At 67.5% G+C, this 20,214-nt stretch carries 19 protein-coding genes; 4 read left to right on the top strand and 15 right to left on the bottom strand.

The features are described from left to right. Positions 1–145: 145 nt before the first annotated feature. Positions 146–1,267, top strand: coding sequence for an alanine racemase (gene alr, locus ACP26O_RS26980; protein ID WP_175662972.1), 1,122 nt, complete (start codon positions 146–148; stop codon positions 1,265–1,267). A 157-nt stretch (positions 1,268–1,424) separates the two neighbouring features. Here the strand turns inward: alr and ACP26O_RS26975 are convergent, their stop codons facing one another. Continuing rightward, positions 1,425–2,219, bottom strand: a complete 795-nt coding sequence (locus ACP26O_RS26975; RefSeq protein ID WP_175662973.1) for an enoyl-CoA hydratase — start codon at positions 2,217–2,219, stop codon at positions 1,425–1,427. Positions 2,220–2,337: 118 nt separating this feature from the next. Then, positions 2,338–3,747 (bottom strand): MFS transporter, encoded by a 1,410-nt coding sequence (locus ACP26O_RS26970; RefSeq protein WP_175662974.1) that lies wholly within the window; start codon positions 3,745–3,747, stop codon positions 2,338–2,340. Between the two features lie 133 nt (positions 3,748–3,880). Here ACP26O_RS26970 and ACP26O_RS26965 point away from each other — a divergent pair, with 133 nt between their 5' ends. Next, positions 3,881–4,762, top strand: coding sequence for a LysR family transcriptional regulator (locus ACP26O_RS26965; protein WP_175663293.1), 882 nt, complete (start codon positions 3,881–3,883; stop codon positions 4,760–4,762). A gap of 12 nt (positions 4,763–4,774) precedes the next feature. On the opposite strand, the gene ACP26O_RS26960 is transcribed toward ACP26O_RS26965, so the two are convergent. The 7 genes from ACP26O_RS26960 to ACP26O_RS26930 all read right to left on the bottom strand — a co-directional run bounded on the left by ACP26O_RS26960 (position 4,775) and on the right by ACP26O_RS26930 (position 11,014). Continuing rightward, positions 4,775–5,140, bottom strand: a complete 366-nt coding sequence (locus ACP26O_RS26960) for a response regulator (protein WP_006759394.1) — start codon at positions 5,138–5,140, stop codon at positions 4,775–4,777. A gap of 36 nt (positions 5,141–5,176) precedes the next feature. Continuing rightward, entirely contained in the window at positions 5,177–6,136 is a 960-nt protein-coding gene (locus ACP26O_RS26955; protein ID WP_175662975.1) for a chemotaxis protein CheX, read from the bottom strand. A gap of 22 nt (positions 6,137–6,158) precedes the next feature. Then, on the bottom strand, positions 6,159–6,743 hold the full coding sequence (locus ACP26O_RS26950; RefSeq protein WP_175662976.1) for a hypothetical protein: 585 nt from the start codon (positions 6,741–6,743) through the stop codon (positions 6,159–6,161). After that, on the bottom strand, positions 6,740–7,480 hold the full coding sequence (locus ACP26O_RS26945; protein WP_175662977.1) for a methyl-accepting chemotaxis protein: 741 nt from the start codon (positions 7,478–7,480) through the stop codon (positions 6,740–6,742). The genes ACP26O_RS26950 and ACP26O_RS26945 overlap by 4 nt, the downstream gene beginning before the upstream one ends. 2 nt (positions 7,481–7,482) lie before the next feature. After that, positions 7,483–9,873 carry an MCP four helix bundle domain-containing protein gene (locus ACP26O_RS26940; RefSeq protein WP_175662978.1) on the bottom strand — a complete coding sequence of 797 codons (2,391 nt, stop codon included), beginning with the start codon at positions 9,871–9,873 and terminating at the stop codon, positions 7,483–7,485. 494 nt (positions 9,874–10,367) lie between these two features. Next, complete coding sequence (locus ACP26O_RS26935; protein WP_175662979.1) at positions 10,368–10,775, bottom strand: type II toxin-antitoxin system VapC family toxin; 408 nt, start codon at positions 10,773–10,775, stop codon at positions 10,368–10,370. Then, a complete protein-coding gene (locus tag ACP26O_RS26930) occupies positions 10,772–11,014 on the bottom strand; it encodes an antitoxin (RefSeq protein WP_175662980.1) in 243 nt (80 codons plus the stop codon). Before ACP26O_RS26930 ends, ACP26O_RS26935 begins: the two co-directional genes overlap by 4 nt. Before the next feature lie 263 nt (positions 11,015–11,277). Between ACP26O_RS26930 and ACP26O_RS26925 the strand changes: the two genes are divergently transcribed. Further along, positions 11,278–11,967, top strand: a complete 690-nt coding sequence (locus ACP26O_RS26925) for an alpha/beta hydrolase (protein WP_175662981.1) — start codon at positions 11,278–11,280, stop codon at positions 11,965–11,967. Positions 11,968–12,011: 44 nt separating this feature from the next. Here the strand turns inward: ACP26O_RS26925 and ACP26O_RS26920 are convergent, their stop codons facing one another. Beyond that, positions 12,012–13,505, bottom strand: coding sequence for an amino acid permease (locus ACP26O_RS26920; protein ID WP_175662982.1), 1,494 nt, complete (start codon positions 13,503–13,505; stop codon positions 12,012–12,014). A gap of 103 nt (positions 13,506–13,608) precedes the next feature. Then, a complete protein-coding gene (aspA, locus tag ACP26O_RS26915) occupies positions 13,609–15,015 on the bottom strand; it encodes an aspartate ammonia-lyase (RefSeq protein ID WP_175662983.1) in 1,407 nt (468 codons plus the stop codon). 156 nt (positions 15,016–15,171) lie between these two features. On the opposite strand from aspA, the gene ACP26O_RS26910 reads away from it, so the two are divergent. Then, positions 15,172–16,146, top strand: coding sequence for a LysR family transcriptional regulator (locus tag ACP26O_RS26910; protein WP_041491429.1), 975 nt, complete (start codon positions 15,172–15,174; stop codon positions 16,144–16,146). Positions 16,147–16,243: 97 nt separating this feature from the next. Here the strand turns inward: ACP26O_RS26910 and ACP26O_RS26905 are convergent, their stop codons facing one another. The 4 genes from ACP26O_RS26905 to ACP26O_RS26890 all read right to left on the bottom strand — a co-directional run bounded on the left by ACP26O_RS26905 (position 16,244) and on the right by ACP26O_RS26890 (position 20,126). Beyond that, a complete protein-coding gene (locus ACP26O_RS26905; protein WP_175662984.1) occupies positions 16,244–17,305 on the bottom strand; it encodes an asparaginase in 1,062 nt (353 codons plus the stop codon). Positions 17,306–17,456: 151 nt separating this feature from the next. Then, complete coding sequence (locus tag ACP26O_RS26900) at positions 17,457–18,479, bottom strand: DUF2891 domain-containing protein (protein WP_175662985.1); 1,023 nt, start codon at positions 18,477–18,479, stop codon at positions 17,457–17,459. Positions 18,480–18,489: 10 nt separating this feature from the next. Continuing rightward, positions 18,490–19,440: a DUF979 domain-containing protein gene (locus ACP26O_RS26895; protein ID WP_011658478.1), complete on the bottom strand. Its 951-nt coding sequence runs from the start codon at positions 19,438–19,440 to the stop codon at positions 18,490–18,492. Beyond that, entirely contained in the window at positions 19,437–20,126 is a 690-nt protein-coding gene (locus ACP26O_RS26890) for a DUF969 domain-containing protein (RefSeq protein ID WP_006750127.1), read from the bottom strand. Before ACP26O_RS26890 ends, ACP26O_RS26895 begins: the two co-directional genes overlap by 4 nt. Positions 20,127–20,214 lie beyond the last annotated feature (88 nt).

The following is a 20,214-nucleotide window of genomic DNA, read 5'->3' as shown; positions in this document are numbered from 1 at the left end:
AATCACCGATAATTACGTTAATTAAAACTGGTCGAACACCAATAAGATAGCGTTCAACACTGGCTTGGCGCATCGCCGCGCCACTCTGCCCGACCCGCGCCGCACCGCCGCGCGCGCCGAACGACTTTTCGACCCGAGCCTGCCCATGCCCCGTCCCATCGTCGCCCATGTCCGTCCGGACGCCGTCCGCCACAACCTCGACTTCATCCGCCGCACCGCCGCGCAATCGCGCGTGTGGGCCGTGATCAAGGCCAACGCCTACGGTCACGGGATCGAGCGAATCTACCCGGGCCTCGCGGCCGCCGACGGCATCGCGCTGCTCGATCTCGACGAAGCCGTGCGCGTGCGCGAGCTCGGCTGGGACAAGCCGGTGCTGCTGCTCGAAGGGATCTTCGAGCCGGCGGACGTCGAACTGGCCGATCGCCACCGGCTGACGGTGGCCGTGCACTGCGACGAACAGCTCGACCTGCTGATCGCCGCGAAGCCGCGGCAGCCGCTCGACATCCAGCTGAAGATGAACTCGGGGATGAACCGGCTCGGCTACCGGCCGCACGCGTTCCGCGCCGCGTGGGAACGCGCGGCGGCCGCGCCGTCGATCGGCAAGATCACGCTGATGATGCATTTCGCGAACGCCGACGAAGGCGAAGTCGACTGGCAGCTCGAGCAGTTCGATGCGGCCACGGCCGGGATTCCGGGCGAGCGCTCGGCGTCGAATTCGGCGGCCGTGCTGTGGCATCCGCGCGCGCACCGCGACTGGGTGCGGCCCGGCACGATCCTGTACGGCGCGTCGCCGACCGGCGCGGCGCGGCACATCGCCGACACGCCGCTGCTGCCCGCGATGACGCTGACCAGCAAGATCATCGGCGTGCAGACGCTCGCGCCGGACGAGACGGTCGGTTACGGCCGCCGCTTCACCGCGGACCGGCCGATGCGGATCGGTGTGGTCGCGTGCGGCTACGCGGATGGCTATCCGCGCCACGCACCGACCGGCACGCCGATCGCGGTGGACGGCGTGATGACGCGCGTCGTCGGCCGCGTGTCGATGGACATGCTGACCGTCGACCTGACGCCGTGCCCGAACGCGGGCATCGGGTCGAGCGTCGAGCTGTGGGGCGATCAGGTGAAGGTCGACGATGTCGCGGAAGCCAGTGGCACGATCGGCTACGAGCTGATGTGCGCGCTCGCGCGCCGCGTGCCGGTCGTGATCGTGCCGCCGGGGGCGTCGACGGTGGAACCGATGCTGCGCACGGGCAGCCACGGGCGTTGATGGCGGTCACGGCGGTCACGGATGCGGCGGCACGCTCTCGTGCCGTGGCGCATCCAGACCCATTTGCAGGCCGCGTTGCAAGCGGCCCGTTTGCTTTTACGGCGTGCCCGGAACGCAGGCGAACGAGCACGCGTTACCGCCCCGCCGCCACGCGGCGCTACGACCGCCACGTCGGCTTACGCTTCTCCAGAAACGCATCGATCCCTTCGCCGGCATCCTCTTCCATCATGTTGCGCGCCATCACGTCGCCCGCATACGCGTAGGCTTCGTCGAGCGGCAACTCACGCTGCCGGTAGAACATCTGCTTGCCGTAGCGCACCGCCGCCGGGCTCTTCGCGACGATCTCCGCGACCTTGCGCGCGACGGCCGCATCGAGCGCATCCTCGGGGACGGACTCGTTGACGAGCCCCCACGCGGCGGCCGTCGCCGCGTCGACGAAACGCCCGGTCACGAGCATGTCGAACGCCCGCTTCGCGGTGACGTTGCGGCTCAACGCGACGGCCGGCGTCGAACAGAACAACCCGACGTTGATGCCCGACACCGCGAAACGCGCGGTATCGGCCGCAATCGCAAGGTCGCATGCGGCGACCAGCTGGCAGCCGGCCGCCGTCGCGATCCCCTGCACGCGCGCGATCACCGGCACCGGCAATGCGCGCATCGCGAGCATCACGCGGCTGCATTGCGCGAACAGCGTGCGGTAGTAATCGAGTTCGGGCTTGCCGCGCATCTGCCGCAGGTCGTGGCCCGCGCAGAATGCCTTACCTTGCGCGGCGAGCACGACGCAGCGCACGTGCGAATCGGCTGCCAGCGATTCGAACGCGTCGTGCAGGCTCGCGAGCATCGCTTCGGACAACGCGTTGAACTGCTGCGGCCGGTTCAGCCGCAGCGTGACGACGCCGTCGTGCGCGTCGCGCAACAGGATCGGCTCGGCAGTCTCTTGATCGGGTTCCATGATGTTCCGCTCGACAGGGTTCGGCAGGATTCGGTGCGGCGCGAACAGCGCAGCGATCGTGCACGCGCGTTCGCGGCGTATCGATGAAATGGTCCTCCACATTCGGCGCGGCGTCCAGTCACGTGCCTTTCGCGGTGCCCGCCGTCCGCGCGGCAAAGGCGGCCGTCGCATAGGCGACACAGCCGACCGCCGCGATCGCCCACAGCGCGTCGGTCAGATTCGGCAACAGTATCGTCGCGGCGCCTGCGATGGCCACGCCGAGCAGGCTCCCTGCCTGTCTCGCCGCATTGAGGAATCCCGACGCCACGCCCGCCGCATCCGCAGGCACCTGTTCGAGCACGGTCGCGATCATCGGCGCCACGGACAACGCGGTCCCGGTGCCGAAGGCGGCCATCGCCGCCCACACCACCGGCCACGGCGCGCGCAGCGTGAGCGCGACCGCGAGCGCCGGAATGGCCAACGCCGCCACCCCGAGGCCGTTTGCCATCAGCCGGACCGGGTGGACGCGGCCCTGCCATTTCCCCGACAACAGATTGCCAAGCGACAAACTCAGCGCAAACGGCAACAGCGTCAGCCCCGTCTGCCGCGCACTCATGCCAAAGCGCCCATGCAGGTACAGGCTCAGGACGAACAGCAGACCGAAGTAGCCGACATAGACGAGACTGCCCATCAGGTTCATCGCGACGAATATACGATTGCGAAACCAGGCCAGCGGAACCATCGGATTGCGGGCACGCCGCTCGACGACGATCAGCACGGCCGCAGCGAGCCCGGCGACCAGAAGTGCACACCGGACTTCCGCGGCGCCAGGGCCGCGCGTCGGCAATTCGATCACGGCAAAACACAGCGCGCCGAGTGCCGTCGCACCGATGCACTGGCCGGCCCAATCGAAGTGGCGTGCATGCCGCGCGACCGACGCCCGGACGAGCACGGCCGCCCCGGCGAAGGCGAGCGCGCCGGTCGGCACATTGATGAGGAAAGCGCTGCGCCAGCCGAAATCATCCACCAGGATGCCGCCCAGCACCGGCCCCACGGCCACCGCGACCGACGCGATGCCCGCCCAGACCGCAATCGCGCGCGCCCGCTCGGCAGGTACGTCGAAAGTGCTGCGCACGACCGCGAGCGACGCGGGCAAAAAGAGTGCGGCGCCGATGCCCTGCACGAAACGCGCGGCCACGAGGATGGCCACGGACGACGCGACGCCGCACGCCGCCGATGCGCCGACGAACAGCGCCAGCCCCGCGAGATACACGTGCTTCGCGCCGAACCGGTCGGACAGCGCGCCGCCCGCGAGGATCAGCGCCGCGAAGCTGAGCGTATACGCGTCGACGATCCACGCGAGTTCCGCGACCGTCGCGCCGAGACTCGTGCGCATTGCGGGCAGCGCGACGTTGACGATCGTCGTATCGAGTACCGCCATGAACATTCCGATCGCGACAAGCGCCAGCGTGAAGCGCTGCTCACGCGCCGTCGGGCGGCTCGCTGCCGTCATGGATACGGGAACGGAAACAGGATTGCAATCGGTCATGAGATCTCCAGGCAGATGCCGGGAGTCTAGAAACCGCATGCGATGCAGAAAAGTGATAATTTTGCATTTCCCTGATGCAGATATGCATCCTCACTTCCCGCCGCCGCGCTGCCCGATGACACTGTCAACCCGCATGAACTGGGACAATGCCCGCTTCTTCCTGGCCCTGGCGCGCACCGGCACGCTGCGCGGCGCGGCGGCGCAACTGAACGTCGATCAGGCGACGGTGGGGCGCCGGATCGCCGCGCTCGAAGACGAGCTCTCGGCCCGCCTGTTTCTCCGAACCCCGGCCCTCTACGTGCTGACGACCGCAGGCGAAGCGTTGCTCGAACCGGCCGAAACGATGGAACGGGCGTCGCTCACGATCGAACGGCGCGTGATGGGGCTCGACGAGCAGCTGGCGGGAACCGTGCGCATTGCCACGACCGACTCGCTCGGCAAGCGTTTCGTGATTCCCGCCATCGCCCGCTTGCGGCACAGGCATGCCGGCATCGACGTCGTGTGCGTGACGTCGACCGAAATCGCCAATCTCACGCGCCGCGAGGCGGATCTCGCGATTCGCACGTTGCGGCCGGAATCGCCGGACCTGATCGTCAGGCGGCTCGGACATCTCGAAACGGGCATCTATGCATCGCGCCACTACCTGGCCGAGCGCGGCGAACCGGTCGCGGGCAGCGCGTTCGACGGACACGATCTGGTGATGTACCAGCAGCCGGTGATGCCGACGATGTGGGACGCGCTATGCGGCGAACCGACTTCGCGCGGCCGCGTGATGTTCCAGACATCGTCGACGATGATGCTGGTCGAGGCCGCGCTTGCAGGGCTCGGCATTGCCGAGTTGCCGTGCTTCCGCGCCGAAGCCGAGCCGGAACTGGTGCGTCTCATGGCCCGGCGATGCAATCATTTCGACGTGTGGCTCGTCGCCCATGCCGATCTCTACAAGACCGCACGCGTGCAGGCAGTGATCGAAGCCGTCGTCGACGAATTCGCAACCGCCGCGCCATCCGCCCGGTAACGACCTTGCGCTTCAGCCCGCGAGCTTCTTCAGCGCGTCGAGCACCGCATCGCCCTTGAACGGCTTCACGATCCAGCCCTTCACGCCCGCCGCCTTGCCGCGCTCCTTCATCGCCGGGCTGCTTTCGGTCGTCAGCATCACGATGTTGACCGACGCGTTCGCCAGTTCGCCGCGAATCTTCTCGACCATCGTCAGGCCGTCCATGTTCGGCATGTTCACGTCGCTGATCACGAGGCGCACGCCGGGCGTCGCCTTGAGCTTCGCGAGCCCGTCCTTGCCGTCCACCGCCGTCGCGACGTCGAGCCCGTGATTGCGCAGGAAACCCGCGACTTCATCGCGCACCGTGCCCGAATCGTCGACCACCAGAATCTTTGCCATGCCGTGTTCCCCTTTCTTTGTGACTGACTTCAACATTCAAAACAGTTCGAGTTCGCCCGATTCGACCATCGGCCCCACGTCCTGCACCGATTCGCGGAAATCCTCCGGCGACCAGCTCAGGCTGAACACGAAACGCTGATCGAGCTGCACCGACCGCCCCGATGCGCGGTCGGTCATCCGGTACTTGAAACAGAGCTGCGGACAGTCGCCGCCGAACGAAATGAACTTCTGCTTGTGATTGACGACGAGCGGCACCTGCACCGGATGGCGCGCGAGCGCCTCCGCGTCGCCGAGATAGCGGTTCTTGAACGCTCCCCACACCAGGTTGGTCAGCTCGCCGAGCAGGCTGTTCACGTCGCGGAAATCGGCCGCGCGGCCGTCGTCGCGCGTGCCGCCGATCATGTCGAGCAGCGGCTGCTCGCTCGTCTGCAGCAGCATGTAGCCGCGGCACCACGCGCTTTCGAGCGCGATCAGGCTGAACACTTCGCCGAAGATGATCTGGTCGCGCACGATGCACGGCGTGTCGCGCTCGATCGTCATGCCCGGAAACAGACTGTCGAGCCGCGCCTCGGTGATCTCCGAGATGCCGCGCACGAGCGCGTTCGGATACTCGCGGCCGAACAGGTATTCGCCGATCGCGCGCGCGAGCGGCGTCATGTCGTCCGCGACGTAGGCCGCGCACGCGACGCGCGCGAGCGCGTCGGGCAGCCCGTCGCGCGACGCGTCCGACGCACGGCGCAGGATGATCGGCAGCTCCGGCCGCAACGCATCGATCTGCGTCGCGACGATCGCGCTCTCGGCCGGCGAGCCGCCGTAGTCCTCGGCGAGCAGGATCGCGCCGAGATCGATGTTCGAGCGCAGCACCTTCAGCAGCCGGTTGCGCCGCACGGTCAGGCCGACGAGGTTGTGCTCGTCGCAGAAGCGCTTGATCGTCGCCGCATGCGCCGGGCTGTCGTCGAGCACGAGCACCTTGCTGACGGGTTGGTCTACGGTCATCTCGTGAAGTCCTCGGAATCGGTCAAAACAGTTCGAGCTCGCCGCCCGTGTCCACGCTCGCCGCTTCCGGCACGTGGAAATCGACCGGCGCGTTCGCGCACACGCACAGCGTCGCGCCGATCCGCACGTCGCCGTCGAGCGTCACGTCATACGCGGCCACGTGATCGGGATTCAGCGCCGGCAGGTAGTCGATGCTCGCGCCGCTCAGCAGGTAAGGCGTCGACATCCCGAGATCGGGGAACGGCGCGGTCAGCGCCTGGTTGATCGCGCCGCAGCACAGGTTCGCGACTTCCATGAATGCTTCGGGCAGCGGCCGCTGCGCGCTCGCGCCCGACGCGGGCGCAGCGAAATGACGGCGCGTCGGCGCATCGTCGCGAAAGCGCAGCGCGAGCAGAAGCCGGAAATGCAGGGCCGAGATCGTCAGCACCGCGACATGCTCGGCCACCGCCGGCGTCGCGCGCGACTTCATGCGCGACGGATCGTGCGACGCGTCGTGCGCATCGCCCGCGGCCGGCCGGATCTCGCAGGCGCCGCCGGACGCGAGCCGCGTGCGCGCCGCATCGAAAAAGATCCGCTCGAAACCGGCCCGGGCCTGCGCGCTGATCACGCCGCCGCTCCTTCGAGCCGCGCATGCAGTTGCCCGGCGAGCGTCTCGAGCGTCGCCAGCGCGGCCGTGATCATCTTGCCGCCGGCCTGGATATCCTGGAACGTCGCGGCCGTCACGAGATCGTTGCGGTTCAGGCTGTCGCGATAGCTGTTCGACAGTTGCTGCGAGCGCGCGGCGAGCCCGCGCACCTCGCTCGCGACGATCGAGAAGCCGCGTCCGGCCGCGCCCGCGCGCGCAGCCTCGATCGACGCGTTCAGCGACACGATCGACACGTGCGCGACGATCGCCGACAGTTCCTGGTTCTTCGCGCGCATGTCCTGGTTCTGCGTGGTGAGCGAGATCATCTGCTCGTGCCAGCGCTCGAACGTGCCGGCCAGCCCGCGCAGCCGCGCCGCTTCGTCGGCGAGCTTCGTCGCCTGCTGCGACAGCGCCGCGCGCTCGGCCGCGAGCGTCTGCAGCGCGTCGCGCTGCTCGCCGGCGGCGGCCGCGTCGCGGGCCAGCGTTTCCTCGAGCTCCGCCTCGCGGCGCGCCCATGCCTGCGCCGCTTCCGTCTGCACGGCGACGGCTGCGTCGGCACGCGCATCGGCCGCGCCGAGCGCGTCGCGCAACGCATCCGCTTCACGCGTGAACGCGGCAACGAGCCGCGCCCGCATCACGCGACACACGATCGCGGCGATTGCCGCGACCACCAGGCCGCCCGCCAGCGCGGCGCCGATCGGGATCATCCATGCTTGCACGATCACTCCGCCACGTCGACGTTCGCGATGCCGGCGCGTGCGTGCGGCTCGGCGTGGTGCGCGGCGCCGTCCGCCGCGAAGCGCGCCGGCAGCGACACGATCGTCTCGAACGCGCGATACGGCGAGCCGACGCGCTCGTCGGTGAAGCGCAACGCGATGTCGCCGCCGTCGCGCTTCAGGAAGTTGCGCACCGCGTCCATCCCGACGCCGCGCCCGGACACTTCGGTCACGGCACGGGCGGTCGAGAAGCCCGGACGGAAGATCAGTTCGGCCACCGCTTCGTCGGTCAGCGCGGCTTCGTTGCCGGCGTCGATCCACCCGTGCTCGCGCGCGATCCCGCGAATCCGGTCGAGCGCGAGGCCGCGGCCGTCGTCGCCGAGCACGAAACGCAGCGCGCCGTCCTCGACGTCGACCGCGATGTCGATCTTGCCGGCCGGCGCCTTGCCGGCCGCGCGACGCTCGTCGGACGTTTCGATCCCGTGGTCGATCGCGTTGCGCAGCAGGTGCATGAACACGTTCTTCAGCGTCGCGCCGATCTCGCTGCGCACGCGATGGCCGTTGCTGTCGATATGCACGACGGGCGCCGGCTTGCCGAGTTCGGCCGCGAGCGACGGCAGCGATTCGATTACGCCGCCCAGCGCGTCGCCGATGCCCTGCGTGCCGAACTGGCTCAACAGGCGGCGCACCGAATCGCGCGCCGCGAGCCAGTCGCCCGCGTTCGCCGGATCGGCGCCATCGAGCATGCGCAGGCTCTCGCGGATATGCGCGCGCTCGACCATCAGGTAGTCGCCGCCGCCGGGCCCCGTCGGCTCGCCGTGGCGGCCGAGCGTGACCGCGTTGATCGTCGCGTAGTGGTCGACCGCCTCGCGCACGCGAGCCAGGTCGTCCATCAGCGCATCGCGGTTCCACTCGGGGCCGCTGTCCGCGCGGCGCAGCGATTCGTATGCCTGCTCCGCTTCATGCACGATGTTGGTCAGGTGCTGAAGACTGTAGGTGCGCGCATTGCCCTTGATCGTGTGCATGTTGCGGAACAGCGCCGCGACGATCGAGTGATCCGCGCGCTCGTGTTGGCGGATCATCCGCTCGTTCTCGCTGAGGAAGCCCTTCGCGCTGTGCACGAAGTCATGGAACTTGTCCTGGTTGATCGACAGGATCTCGCCGATCATCTCGAGGCGGCGCTGCTGCTCGCCGGCCTGCGCGGTCAGCTCGCGGATCTCGGTCACGTCGCGCACGCACAGCATCAGCCGCACGACCGTGTCGGTCTCGTCGGTGATCGCCGACCAGCTCAGGTCGAGCCACTTCTCGCGGCCGTCCGGCAACCGCTTCGCGACTTCATTGACGAGCAGGTGCTCGTTGAACGCGAAGTTCATGCTGTCCTCGCCCAGGCACGCATGCACGGCCGCCTCCACCTGCGAGCGCGCGTCGGCGCCGATGCTCGAAGCGTCGAACACGAGCGCCATCAGGTCGCGTCCGGCGATGTCGCTCGTCTCGAAGATGGTCTCGAGGTACGCCGAATACTCCGCATGCACGACGCCGCCTTCGACGACCGTCAGGATCCCTTGCTGCATGTTCTGCAGCATCGCCTGGATGTCGGCCGTCTTCTGCTTCAGTTGCGCGGCGTTCTCCTGGATCTTCTCGATCATCCCGTTGAACGCGACGATCGAATGACCGATCTCGTCCATACGGCCCACCGGCACGCGGCGCGTGAAGTCCTGGCTCGTCGCGATCTCGCTCATCGCCGTCTGCATCCCGATCAGCGGGCGCGCGATCTGGCGGTACAGCACGAAGCCGAGCGCGGTCAGCAGCACGACGACGGTGCCCGCGACCGCCGCGATCGCGGTCGCCGTGGTCGACAGCATGCCGTTCAGCGCGCGGATCGCGTCGTCCTTCTGGCGGTTCTTCTCGACGCGCAGCGTGTCGACGATGCTTTCGAGTTCGTCGCGATACTGCGCGACGTTCGCGAACAGGTACGCTTGCGCCATCTCCGGCTTGCCGTCGGCCTTCATCTTCACGGTGTCGTCGATCGCCGCGAAGTAGTTCGTGGCGCTGTCCTTCGCCTGCGCGACGAGGCCTTGCTGCGCCTGCCCGACCGCCGACTTCGCCTGCGCGTCGAGCACCGCGCGCAGTGCGGCCTGTTTTGCCTTCAGCTCGTCGCGCGCCTGCGCGGCGGTGTTCGCGTCGGGCGCGTATACCAGCGTCATCGTCGCGATCTGGATGTTCTTCACGTCGGCGACGAGATCCGCCGACGCGAGCGCGCTCGGCACGATTCCCTGGGTAACCTGACGCACCTCGGACGCGCTCTTGCGCGTCTGGTACACGGCGTACACGCCGATCGCGGACAGCGCGAAAAACGTCAGGACGACTAGCAGCGTAATGCGATGACGGATGGTCATGAGTACAGCTCCCCGCAGCGATCCGGCTTCGATCGCCCTTTGGTCTATTGAAAGAATATGAGCGCCGAATTATCGGGGATGGTGTATGACTGTCCGATGACTGAAAATCAATCGGTCATTGAGGAAATCGCAATGGTCAATTGCGGCGAGGAAATCCTAAAGTTATTCTCGAAGCGGCCGTTAACCTCTGGCCTGCATGCGCCGCCTGGGCGGCCGGGCGGCCTGCCGCAAATGAATCCGGATATTTATTCTTTTATTTTTGATCCGGCAATTCAATCCGGTCGAATACCGGCAAAACGTTTGCGCATTATCTTGCGAAGCGGATCGGTCATGCAGCCCTCATGCAGCCTTTTACGCACGATAGCGAATTCAATGACGCGCGGCGTCTCACGGCCCGGTCATCGCCGCTCACGGATCGAGCGCGATACCGCCCCTGCGAGCCCAGCCGCTCGCGATTGCCATCCGTGGCGATTGCCACATGACTTGCACTGCGGTCACTTTTCGCGCGCCGCCGCGAGCCAATCCTCGACCTGTAGCTCCGAGACCCGCTCAAACTCGCGCGTGTTGTGCGTGACAAGCACCAGGCGTCGCGCTCGCGCCTGTCCTGCGATCAATGCATCGTATGGCCCGATCGGTGTTCCCACCGCGGCCAGTTGCGCACGGATTTCACCGGCATGCTGCGCATCTTCCGCATCGAATGACACGACCTCGAACTGAAGCCCCTCGACGCGTGCCAGATTCGCTGCCGCTCTCTGACTCTTGTACGCCCCGTAATAGAGTTCATGCGCGACGATCGCGGGAATTCCGAAATCCGCAGGTTGATGTCTACGCAATCGGGCCAGCATGGCCTGTTCGCCTTTCAGAATGGCGATTACGGCATTGGTATCCAGCAGAAACTTCATTCAAACACGTCCAGCCCTGGCCGCTCTTGAGCGGCAGGCTCGGTTCCCGCGGCGGCCTCGAAATCGGCGTCAACCGGGCCGATCAACGGTATCAACCATGCCCAGTCTTGCGGCACCGGTTCGAGAATGACGGACGCGCCGTGCCGACGAATCCGGACCTCCGTTGTATCGAAGCGGAAATCCTTCGGCAAGCGGACGGCCTGCGAGCCACCATGCTTGAAAATCTTGGCAGTCTCCATCTCCCAACCCCATGTATCTACAAAACGTATCTATTTTATCAACTATGGGTTGCGATGACGAGTCACCCGGCCGGCATATTGACCATAACCAGTCGCCTACCGGCAAATTTCCTCGTCCATGACACAAGTAGCTGCCCCCAATATCCGACACCGCGGGCCCCGCATTCATTCAAGACAGGAAACAATCAATCGCCATCCGGCGATTCACCTTGCCGTCCGCGCGTTCTAGACTGTCGGTTCATTCCCCCAACCGGATCCACGCAATGACCGACGTCCTGCCGCTGACCACCGACGCCGAATCCGGCCTCCAGTACCGGCTACGCCCGGCCGCCGGCCGCCCCGCGGGCCGCCTGTTGCTGCTGCACGGCGTCGGCGGCAACGAAACGAATCTGCTGAGCCTGGCCGGCACGATCGATCCGCGCATCGAAATCGCCTTCGTGCGCGGGCCGCTCACGTTCGGCCCCAATCAGCATGCGTGGTTTCCGGTGCGCTTCGGCCCGAACGGCCCGGAAATCGACGCGGCCCGCGCGGACGCGAGCCGTGTGCAGCTGATCACGCTGCTGCGTGCGTTGCGCGCGCCGGACGCCGACACCGGCGCGCCCGACTTGCCCGCCGTGATCGCCGGTTTCAGCCAGGGCGGCATCATGAGCGCGAGCGTCGCGCTCACGTCGCCGGCCGACGTCGCCGCATTCGCGGTGCTGTGCGGACGCATCCTGCCCGAGATCGATCCGCTGATCGCTTCGCGCGACGCATTGAGCCAGCTGCACGCGCTGGTGATGCACGGCCGCTTCGACGACAAGCTGCCGCTCGCGTGGGCCAATACGGCCGACGCGAAGCTGACAGCGCTCGGCGTCGCGCACGACACGCGGCTCTACGACACCGGCCACGAACTCACGGCGCCGATGGCCGGCGACTTCAGCCGCTGGGTCGGCGCGCGCGTCGGATTGAACTGAGCGCAGCGGGCAATCGACCCGCCCGTGCGCATCGTCGGACATCGTCAGACATTGCTGGCCGGATCGGCGATCGCCGGTGCGGCGCTTGCCCGCTCGCGCGCGGCCCCGCGCTTCGCGAGCTTCCAGCCGATCACAAGCGCGAGCACGACCAACGGAATCATCCCGACGGTCCACGTGCCGCCCGGGTAATCGAACGCCATCAACACCAGCACGCTGACGAGAAACCCGAGCGTGAGCCACGACGTGAACGGTGCGCCGGGCATCCGGAACGACACGGGGCTCAGCTCGCCGCGATTGACCGCGCGGCGGAACAGGATCTGGCACATGACGATGAAGCCCCAGGTCGTGATGATCCCGAGCGACGCCATGTTCAGCACGATCTCGAACGCCTGCGCCGGCACGATGTAGTTGAGCGGCACGCCGATCGCGTTGACCGCGACCGTGACGAGGATCCCGCCGTACGGCACGCCGCGCGCGTTCATCCGCGACACGAAGCGCGGCGCCGAGCCGCCCATCGCGAGCGAACGCAGCACGCGCCCGGTCGAATAGAGGCCGGAGTTCAGGCTCGACAGCGCGGCGGTCAGCACCACGACGTTCATCACCGTGCCGACGTACGGCACGCCGAGCTTGCCGAAGAACGTCACGAACGGGCTTTCGTGCGCGCTGTACGCGGTCCACGGCAGCAGCATCGTCAGCAGCACGACCGAGCCCACGTAGAACAATGCGATGCGCCACATCACGCTGTTGATCGCCTTCGGCAGCACCTTGCGCGCATCGGCAGTCTCGCCCGCCGCGACGCCGACGAGCTCGATGCTCGCATACGCGAACACGACGCCCTGCACGATCAGCACCGCCGGCAGGATGCCGTGCGGAAAGATCCCGCCGTGATCCGCGATCAGGTGCAGCCCCGGCATCTGGCCGGCGACCGGATGGCCGCTCGCGAGAAACACCGCGCCGACCCCGAGGAACAGCGCGAGCGTGCCCACCTTCACGATCGAGAACCAGAACTCCATCTCGCCGAACACCTTCACGCCGATCATGTTCATCACCGACACGATGCCGAGCGCACCGAGCGCGAACACCCACTGCGGCACGTCCGAGAACGCGGCCCAGTACTTCATGTAGATCGCGACCGCGGTGATGTCGACGATGCCGGTGGTCGCCCAGTTCAGGTAGTACATCCAGCCCGCGACGAACGACGCGCGCTCGCCCATGAACTCCCGTGCGTACGACACGAACGCGCCGCTGGTCGGCCGGTGCATCACCAGCTCGCCGAGCGCGCGCATGATCAGGAATGCGAATACGCCGCATACGAGATACACGACCGCCAGCGCGGGCCCCGCGCTCTGCAGGCGGCCGCCCGCGCCGAGAAAGAGGCCGGTGCCGATCGCACCACCCATCGCGATCATCTGCACGTGGCGCGGCTTCAACTGTTTCGCATAGCCGGCTTCGTGCGACGCGAACATCGCATCGCGCTCGGCATGACGGGTATCCGCGCCGCCGGCCGTGTCGGCCGGGCGCTCGCTGACGTGCTTCATGGTGTGTCTCCGTTTCTTGATGTGTGGCGCCCGTCGACGGGGCGCTGCGGTAACGGGCGCGCGCGGGCCGCCGGCGGCATGCGCCGGCGCCGCGCGGCCGGAATCAGTACGCGCGCGGACGGATCAGCGCTTCGGGCTGCAGCGCTTCGTCCAGTTGCGCGGCGGTCATCAGCGCGCGCTCGAGCACGACTTCGCGGATCGACTTGCCGCTCGCGTGCGCCTCGGCGGCCACGGCCGTCGCGCGCTTGTAGCCGATGTACGGGTTCAGCGCGGTCGCGAGCGCGACCGATCGCTCCATCGTGTCGCGCAGCCGCTCGGGGTTCGCGGTGATCCCGCTCACGCAGCGGCCCGCGAGCGTCGTGCAGGCGGCCGTCAGGTGGCTGAAGCTGCGGAACAGCGCGCTCGCGATCACCGGCTCGAACGCGTTGAGCTGAAGCTGGCCGGCCTCGGCGGCGAAGGTCACCGTCAGGTCGTTGCCGAACACTTCGAACGCGACCTGGTTCACGACCTCCGGAATCACCGGGTTCACCTTGCCCGGCATGATCGACGAACCAGCCTGCACCGGCGGCAGGTTGATCTCGCCGAACCCGGCGCGCGGGCCGCTCGACAGCAGCCGCAGGTCGTTGCAGATTTTCGACAGCTTGACCGCGATGCGCTTGAGCACGCCGGAAATCTGCACGAACGCGCCGCAGTCCTGCGTCGCCTCGATCAGGTTCGGCGCGGTGCTCAGGTCCAGGCCGGTGATGCGGCGCAGCGCGGCCAGCGCCTTCTCCGCGTACTGCGGATGCGCGGTGATGCCGGTGCCGATCGCGGTCGCGCCGAGATTGATTTCGCGCATCAGCCAGCCGGCTTCCTGCAGGCGCGCGATGTCTTCCGTCACCATCACCGCGTAGGTCGAGAACTCCTGGCCGAGCGTCATCGGCACGGCGTCCTGCAACTGCGTGCGGCCGAGCTTCAGGAGATCCGAGAACGCGTCGGCCTTCTCCGCGAACGCATCGCGCAGGCGCGCCATCGCCTCGAGCAGATGCTCGACCGCGAAGCAGGTCGCGACGCGGATCGCGGTCGGATAGACGTCGTTGGTGCTCTGCGCGAGATTGACGTGTTCGTTGGGATGCAGGTATTCGTACTGGCCGCGCGCATGCCCCATGATTTCGAGCGCGCGGTTGCAGATCACCTCGTTCGCGTTCATGTTGGTCGACGTGCCGGCGCCGCCCTGGATGATGTCGACCACGAACTGGTCATGCAGCCGGCCTTCGCGGATCTCGACGCACGCCGCGGCGATCGCGTCGCGATACGCGGCCGGCAGGAGGCCGAGCTCGCAATTCGCGTCGGCGGCGGCCTCCTTCACGGCCGCGAGCGCCATGACGAAGTACGGCAGCGACGCGATCGTGCGCCCCGAAATGTCGAAGTTTTCCTTGGCGCGCAGCGTGTGGACGCCGTAGTACACCTCGTTCGGAATGCTTCGTTTCCCTAAAAGATCTGCTTCGACGCGAAAGCCGTTTGCCGTCATGGTGTCCCCTCCAGAATTGTCCCGTGCCTCCACCGGAAACCGGCTGCGCTCGCCGCTTCCCGGGACGACGGGATCGCATTCTATGCCTTTGCATAAAGAAGCTCGCTTATGTATTATCGAAAGCGGTTTTGCGTGGGACGCAACAATGAGAGACGAATGAAAGCCATGGCGAGAGACACCGGCCTCGATCACCTGGGCGCGATGCGCGCGTTCGTGCGTGTGGTCGAAATGGGGAGCTTTTCCGCGGTCGCGAAGGAGATGCACGTGTCGACGTCCACCGTCGCGCGCAAGATCACGGCGATCGAAGAGGCGTTGGGCGTCGCGCTGCTGCATCGCTCGACGCACAGCGTGACGCTGACCGAGGCCGGCCACATCTACCTGGAGCGCGCGGTCACGCTGATCGCCGATCTCGACGACACGCTGCGCGTCGTCGCCGAGCTCAATGCGCAGCCGAGCGGCCCGCTGAAGCTCACCGCCCCGGTCGCGTTCGGCCGCCGCCATCTCGCGCCGCTCATCGCGCCGTTTCTCGCGCGTTACCCGACGATCCAGCTCGACGTGCGGCTCACCGACAACCACAACGACCTCGTGGCCGGCGGTTACGATCTCGACATCCACGAAGGCGAGAACTATCTGGACAACCTGGTCGTCCACCGCCTGTCGCGCAACGACAGCATCCTGTGCGCGACGCCCGGCTATCTCGACCGCTGCGGGCGGCCCGCGACGCCCGACGACCTGCTGCATCACAACTGCCTGCGCTATGTGCATCCCGAAGGCGATCCGCGCTGGGAACTCGTGCGCGGCGACGCGCGGCACAGCGTGCTGCCGGCCGGCAATCTCGTCACCGATCATTCGGAGCTGCTGCTGGAGGCGACCTGCGCCGGGCTCGGCATCGCCGAGTTCGAGATCTGGCTGGTGCGCGACCTGCTCGCGAGCGGCCGGCTTGAAGCCGTGCTGCCGCGCTATCGGCTGCACAACAAGCTGACGGGCGAGCACATCTACATCGCGTATCTGGCGAACCGGCGCAGCTCGGCGAAGTTGCGCGTGCTGAAGGACTTTCTCGCGGACCAGCTCGCGCATATCGGCGAGCTGTCGGAAGTCGAGCTGATGAAGATTCGCGACGCGGGCGCTTAGTGTGGCGGCCGCGCCGGTCAGCAGGCAGGCGCTGAGGCCGCACGCATCGTACGCAACGCCCGCATGCGACCTCGACGTATCGAAGCGTTACCTACCTTCACGCAGCCTGCAATTCGAACGGGAATGTCGCGTGCCCGATCTCGACGCCTTGCGTATTCAGCATCCGCGGCCGATGGAACGCGGCGAGCCGCGCGCGCTGCGCGTCCGTGCCGATGCGCAACCGTTCGAGCAGTTCGCTGACCATCATGTACAGCACGTCGATGTTGCCGTCCTCGATCTTCACCGAGATGCCGAGCGCGCCGTCGGCGCCGAGTTCCCGCGTGCGCGCCGACGCGCGTACGCCGATCCCGTAGCACGCATCCGCGCCGAGCTTGCCGACGATCTGCCCTTCGAACGCTTCCATCAGCACCGTGCAGTAGCGCCCTTCGCCGGCGACCAGCTCCGGATGGGCCGTCATCGCATGATGAATGCGCGCCAGCGCGCGCTCGCGATCGGTCGTCGCCGCACCGGCGTCCACCGTATCCGCGCCGTCGGCCAGCGATGCGTAAAGACGCGCGAGGCGGTCGAGCGGGAACGCCGGCGTCGGCAGGTTGCAGCCGTCGATCGCCCAGTCGACCTCGTCGTCGCGCAGGCCGCACGCGTTGGCGACCACCTGCTTCACGCGCACCTGCATCGGATGCTCCGGCAGATGGTAGTCGGCGATCGCGGCGCCGATCGCCCGCGCGCCGCCCAGCATCCCGACGTGCTTGCCCGAGCAGTTGCTGCACACGCCGGTCGGCGTGTAGTCGCGCTTGATCCACGAGCGGTACACCGCGTCCGACAGCGGCGCATGGCCGCCGCAGCGCAAATCCGACTCGTGCGCGTCGACCTTCGCCAGCATCGTCCGCGTGCGCGCGATGTGCCGCTCCTCGCTGCTGTGCGACGCGCACATCAGCGCGATGTCCGCGTCGTCGAAACCGAACCGCTCCGGCGCGCCTGTCTCGATCACGGACAGCGCCTGCGCCGGCTTCGCCGCCGAGCGCGCGAGCGTCGTCCGGAACGGATCGCCGAGCCTGAACAGCAGCTTGCCGCCGGCATCCACCACCGCCACATCGGCGACGTGCGTGTTCTCGATCGCATTGCCGCGGTACGTGACGACCGCTGCGCGTTGGGTGTCCATCTTGTGCTGTCTCCTTCGTCGGGCCTGATTGCCGGGGCCCGTGCAACCGGTGCGGCAGTGTATCGATTCGCCGCCGGGTTGCGCCGCTCGGCCGATGGAAAGTGGTGTTGCGCCGGATGCAAAGCCGGCGCAGCAATCCCCGTCGAAGCGACTACGCGTCGAGCGCCAGCAGCGCGAACGTCGCGAGCCAGTGCTCGCCCATGTAGTCGCCGGCCACGTGCGCGAGCGCGCTCGCGAGATGCCGGTCGGCCGCATCGAGCAGCTTCGCGCGCCGCGCATCGCCTTCCGGCAGCGCGCCGGCAAGCGAGCGCTGACACCACGCACGGCTCAGGTTCAACCCGTCCAGATGCGCGATCTTGCCGTCGCTGCGGTCGCTGACCGTCGCCGGCACGAACAGCGTCGCCGGCTCGCCGCGCGCGAGATCGGGCAGGAAACGCGCGAACCAGCCGTCGAATTCGCCGGCCGGCAGCACGCGCCGCATCAGTTCCGCCTCCATCAGCGCGGGCGACAGGAACTCGTCGCCCGACGGCTCCCATGCCTGGCATGCGACATCGCCCAGGTGCCAGCGTTTCGCCGTATCGACGATCAGCGCCGCGAGCCCGTCGCGCTGCGTCGCGCGCGCGAAGTCGAGCGTGAGCGCGAGCGCAAACGCGGTGTTGAAGTGCGTGCCGACGCGCAGCGGATAGGTCGCCTTCGGCAGGAAGGTCTCGAAGCGCGCGACGAACAGGTCGGTGAGCGGCGCCATCGTCTTCGCCCAGCGGGCGGCCTGCGGCACCACGCCCTTCAGCGCGAGCCGCTCCAGTTGCGCTGAGAGCGCCAGCAGCCACGCCCATCCGTAAGGCCGCTCGAAGCCGCTGTTGTGCGGCAGCGCGAGGTATGCGCGTTCGCCGGCAACATTCGCGTCGGTGAAATGCGCGTCGACGACGGCGATGATCCGCTCGGCCTCCGGCAGCGCCGGATAGCGTTCGAGCAAGCGCAGCAAAAGCCAGTAGCCGTGCACGCACGAATGCCAGTCGTAGCTGCCGTAGAAGATCGGGTGCAGCCCGCGCGGCCCCTGCACGTCGTGCGGGCCCTCGAGCGAATGCGTGAGCTTGTTCGGATATTCGCGGGTCAGGTGCGCGAGCGCGAGCGACGCGAATTTCGATGCGAGTTCGGGAGTCAGTCGGTCGGTCAAGGGCATCTCCTCAGAAGCGGAATACGAACGCGTACATCAGCAGCGTATTCACGGCCAGCAGCAGCACGGCGGTCGGCCACTGCGCCTTGATCACGCCGTTCTTGTCCTTCAGTTCGAGCAGTGCCGCGGGCACGATGTTGAAGTTCGCGGCCATCGGCGTCATCAGCGTACCGCAGAAGCCGCTCAGCATCCCGATCGCGCCGAGGATCGCCGGGTTGCCGTGAAATTGATGGACGATCAGCGGCAGGCCGATGCCGGCCGTCATCACGGGGAACGCGGCGAACCCGTTGCCCATGATCATCGTGAACAGCGCCATGCCGACCGTGTAGGCGGCGACGACGGCGAACGGCGAGTCGATCGGCACCCAGTCCTTGACGAGCCCCGACACCACGCCGCCGACGCCCGCGACCGCGAACAGCGCGCCGAGCGCCGCGAGCATCTGCGGCAGGATCGCGGCCCAGCCGACCGCGTCCATCGTGTGGCGCGCCTCCTTCAGCGCGTGCACCGGCGAATCGCGCAGCATCGCGAGCGCGACGGCGAACGCGACGAGCGTGCCGAGCACGAGCGAGATCAGCGTCACGCTCTTCGGATCGACGAACGGCACGAGCTTCAGCGCGAACGTACCGATCAGCGTGACGACGGGAATCAGCAGCGCCGGCAGGAACAGCCTGTTGCCGAAGCGCAGCGCCTTCGCGTCGCGCCGCGCGGCCGCCGCGTCGCCGGCTTCGTCCGACTTGCCGCGGCCGAGCTTGCCCGAGCCCGCGATCAGCGCGAGCGCGATCGCGAGGCAGCCCATCACGAAGTGCGGCAGCAGCGCGCCGAACAGGAACGTGAGCGCGTAGATCGCCCAGAACGCGAAATTGAACACGCGACGCGGGTTCGTGCGGTCCATCAGGTTGAAGCATGCGAACGCGGCGAACATCAGCCCGGCGAGCGTATAGAGCGGTTCGAGGCCGATCATCGCGCGCCCTCCCGCCCGAAGGCGCCGAAGCCGCGCGACAGCCGGCGGTCGAGCAGCGCGAGCCGCGTGCAGTGGATCAGCAGCGCGGCGATCGCGGTCGGGATCGCCCAGACCGACAGGTGCAGCGGCTCGATCGCGATCCCGTTCTGTTCGAGAAAGCCCTTGATCAGCAGGATCGACTGGATCGCGATGAAGATGTCCTCGCCGAAGAACACGGCGACGTTGTCGGCGGCCGACGCGTGCGCGCGGATCTGCTGGCGCACCGACTCGGGCAGCTCGCCGTGCTGGCTGACGGCGGCGGCCTCGGCCATCGGCGCGATCAGCGGCCGCACCATCTGCGCGTGCCCGCCGAGCGACGTGAGGCCGAGCGCCGCGGTCACCTGGCGCAGCACGAAATACAGCATCAGCACGCGGCCGGTGGTCGCCGCCTGCACGCGCGAGATCATCCGCTTCGCCTGCTCTTTCAGGCCATTGCGCTCGAGCAGCGCGATCACCGGCAGCGTCAGCCAGATCAGCCCCATGTAGCGGTTGTCGGTGAACGCCTTGCCGAACGCGCTGACGATGTCGACAAGATTCATCCCGCCCGCCAGCCCCGTCGCGAGGCCCGCGATCGTGACCACCAGCAGCGCGTTGAAGCGCAGCGCGAAACCGATCACGACGATCGGCACCCCAATCAGCACCAGCATTGCTCCTCCTTGTGATGAATGCGCGACGCCGTGGAGATGCGCCGCCCCGCCCGGTTTCGACCGGTTTCAGGTCGCAAAATCTAGCACG

Source organism: Burkholderia sp. R-40 (genome assembly GCF_049942845.1).
GTDB classification, from domain to species: domain Bacteria; phylum Pseudomonadota; class Gammaproteobacteria; order Burkholderiales; family Burkholderiaceae; genus Burkholderia; species Burkholderia ambifaria.
Note: the sequence above shows the minus strand (reverse complement) of the source record. Positions and strands in the feature narration are given on the sequence as shown.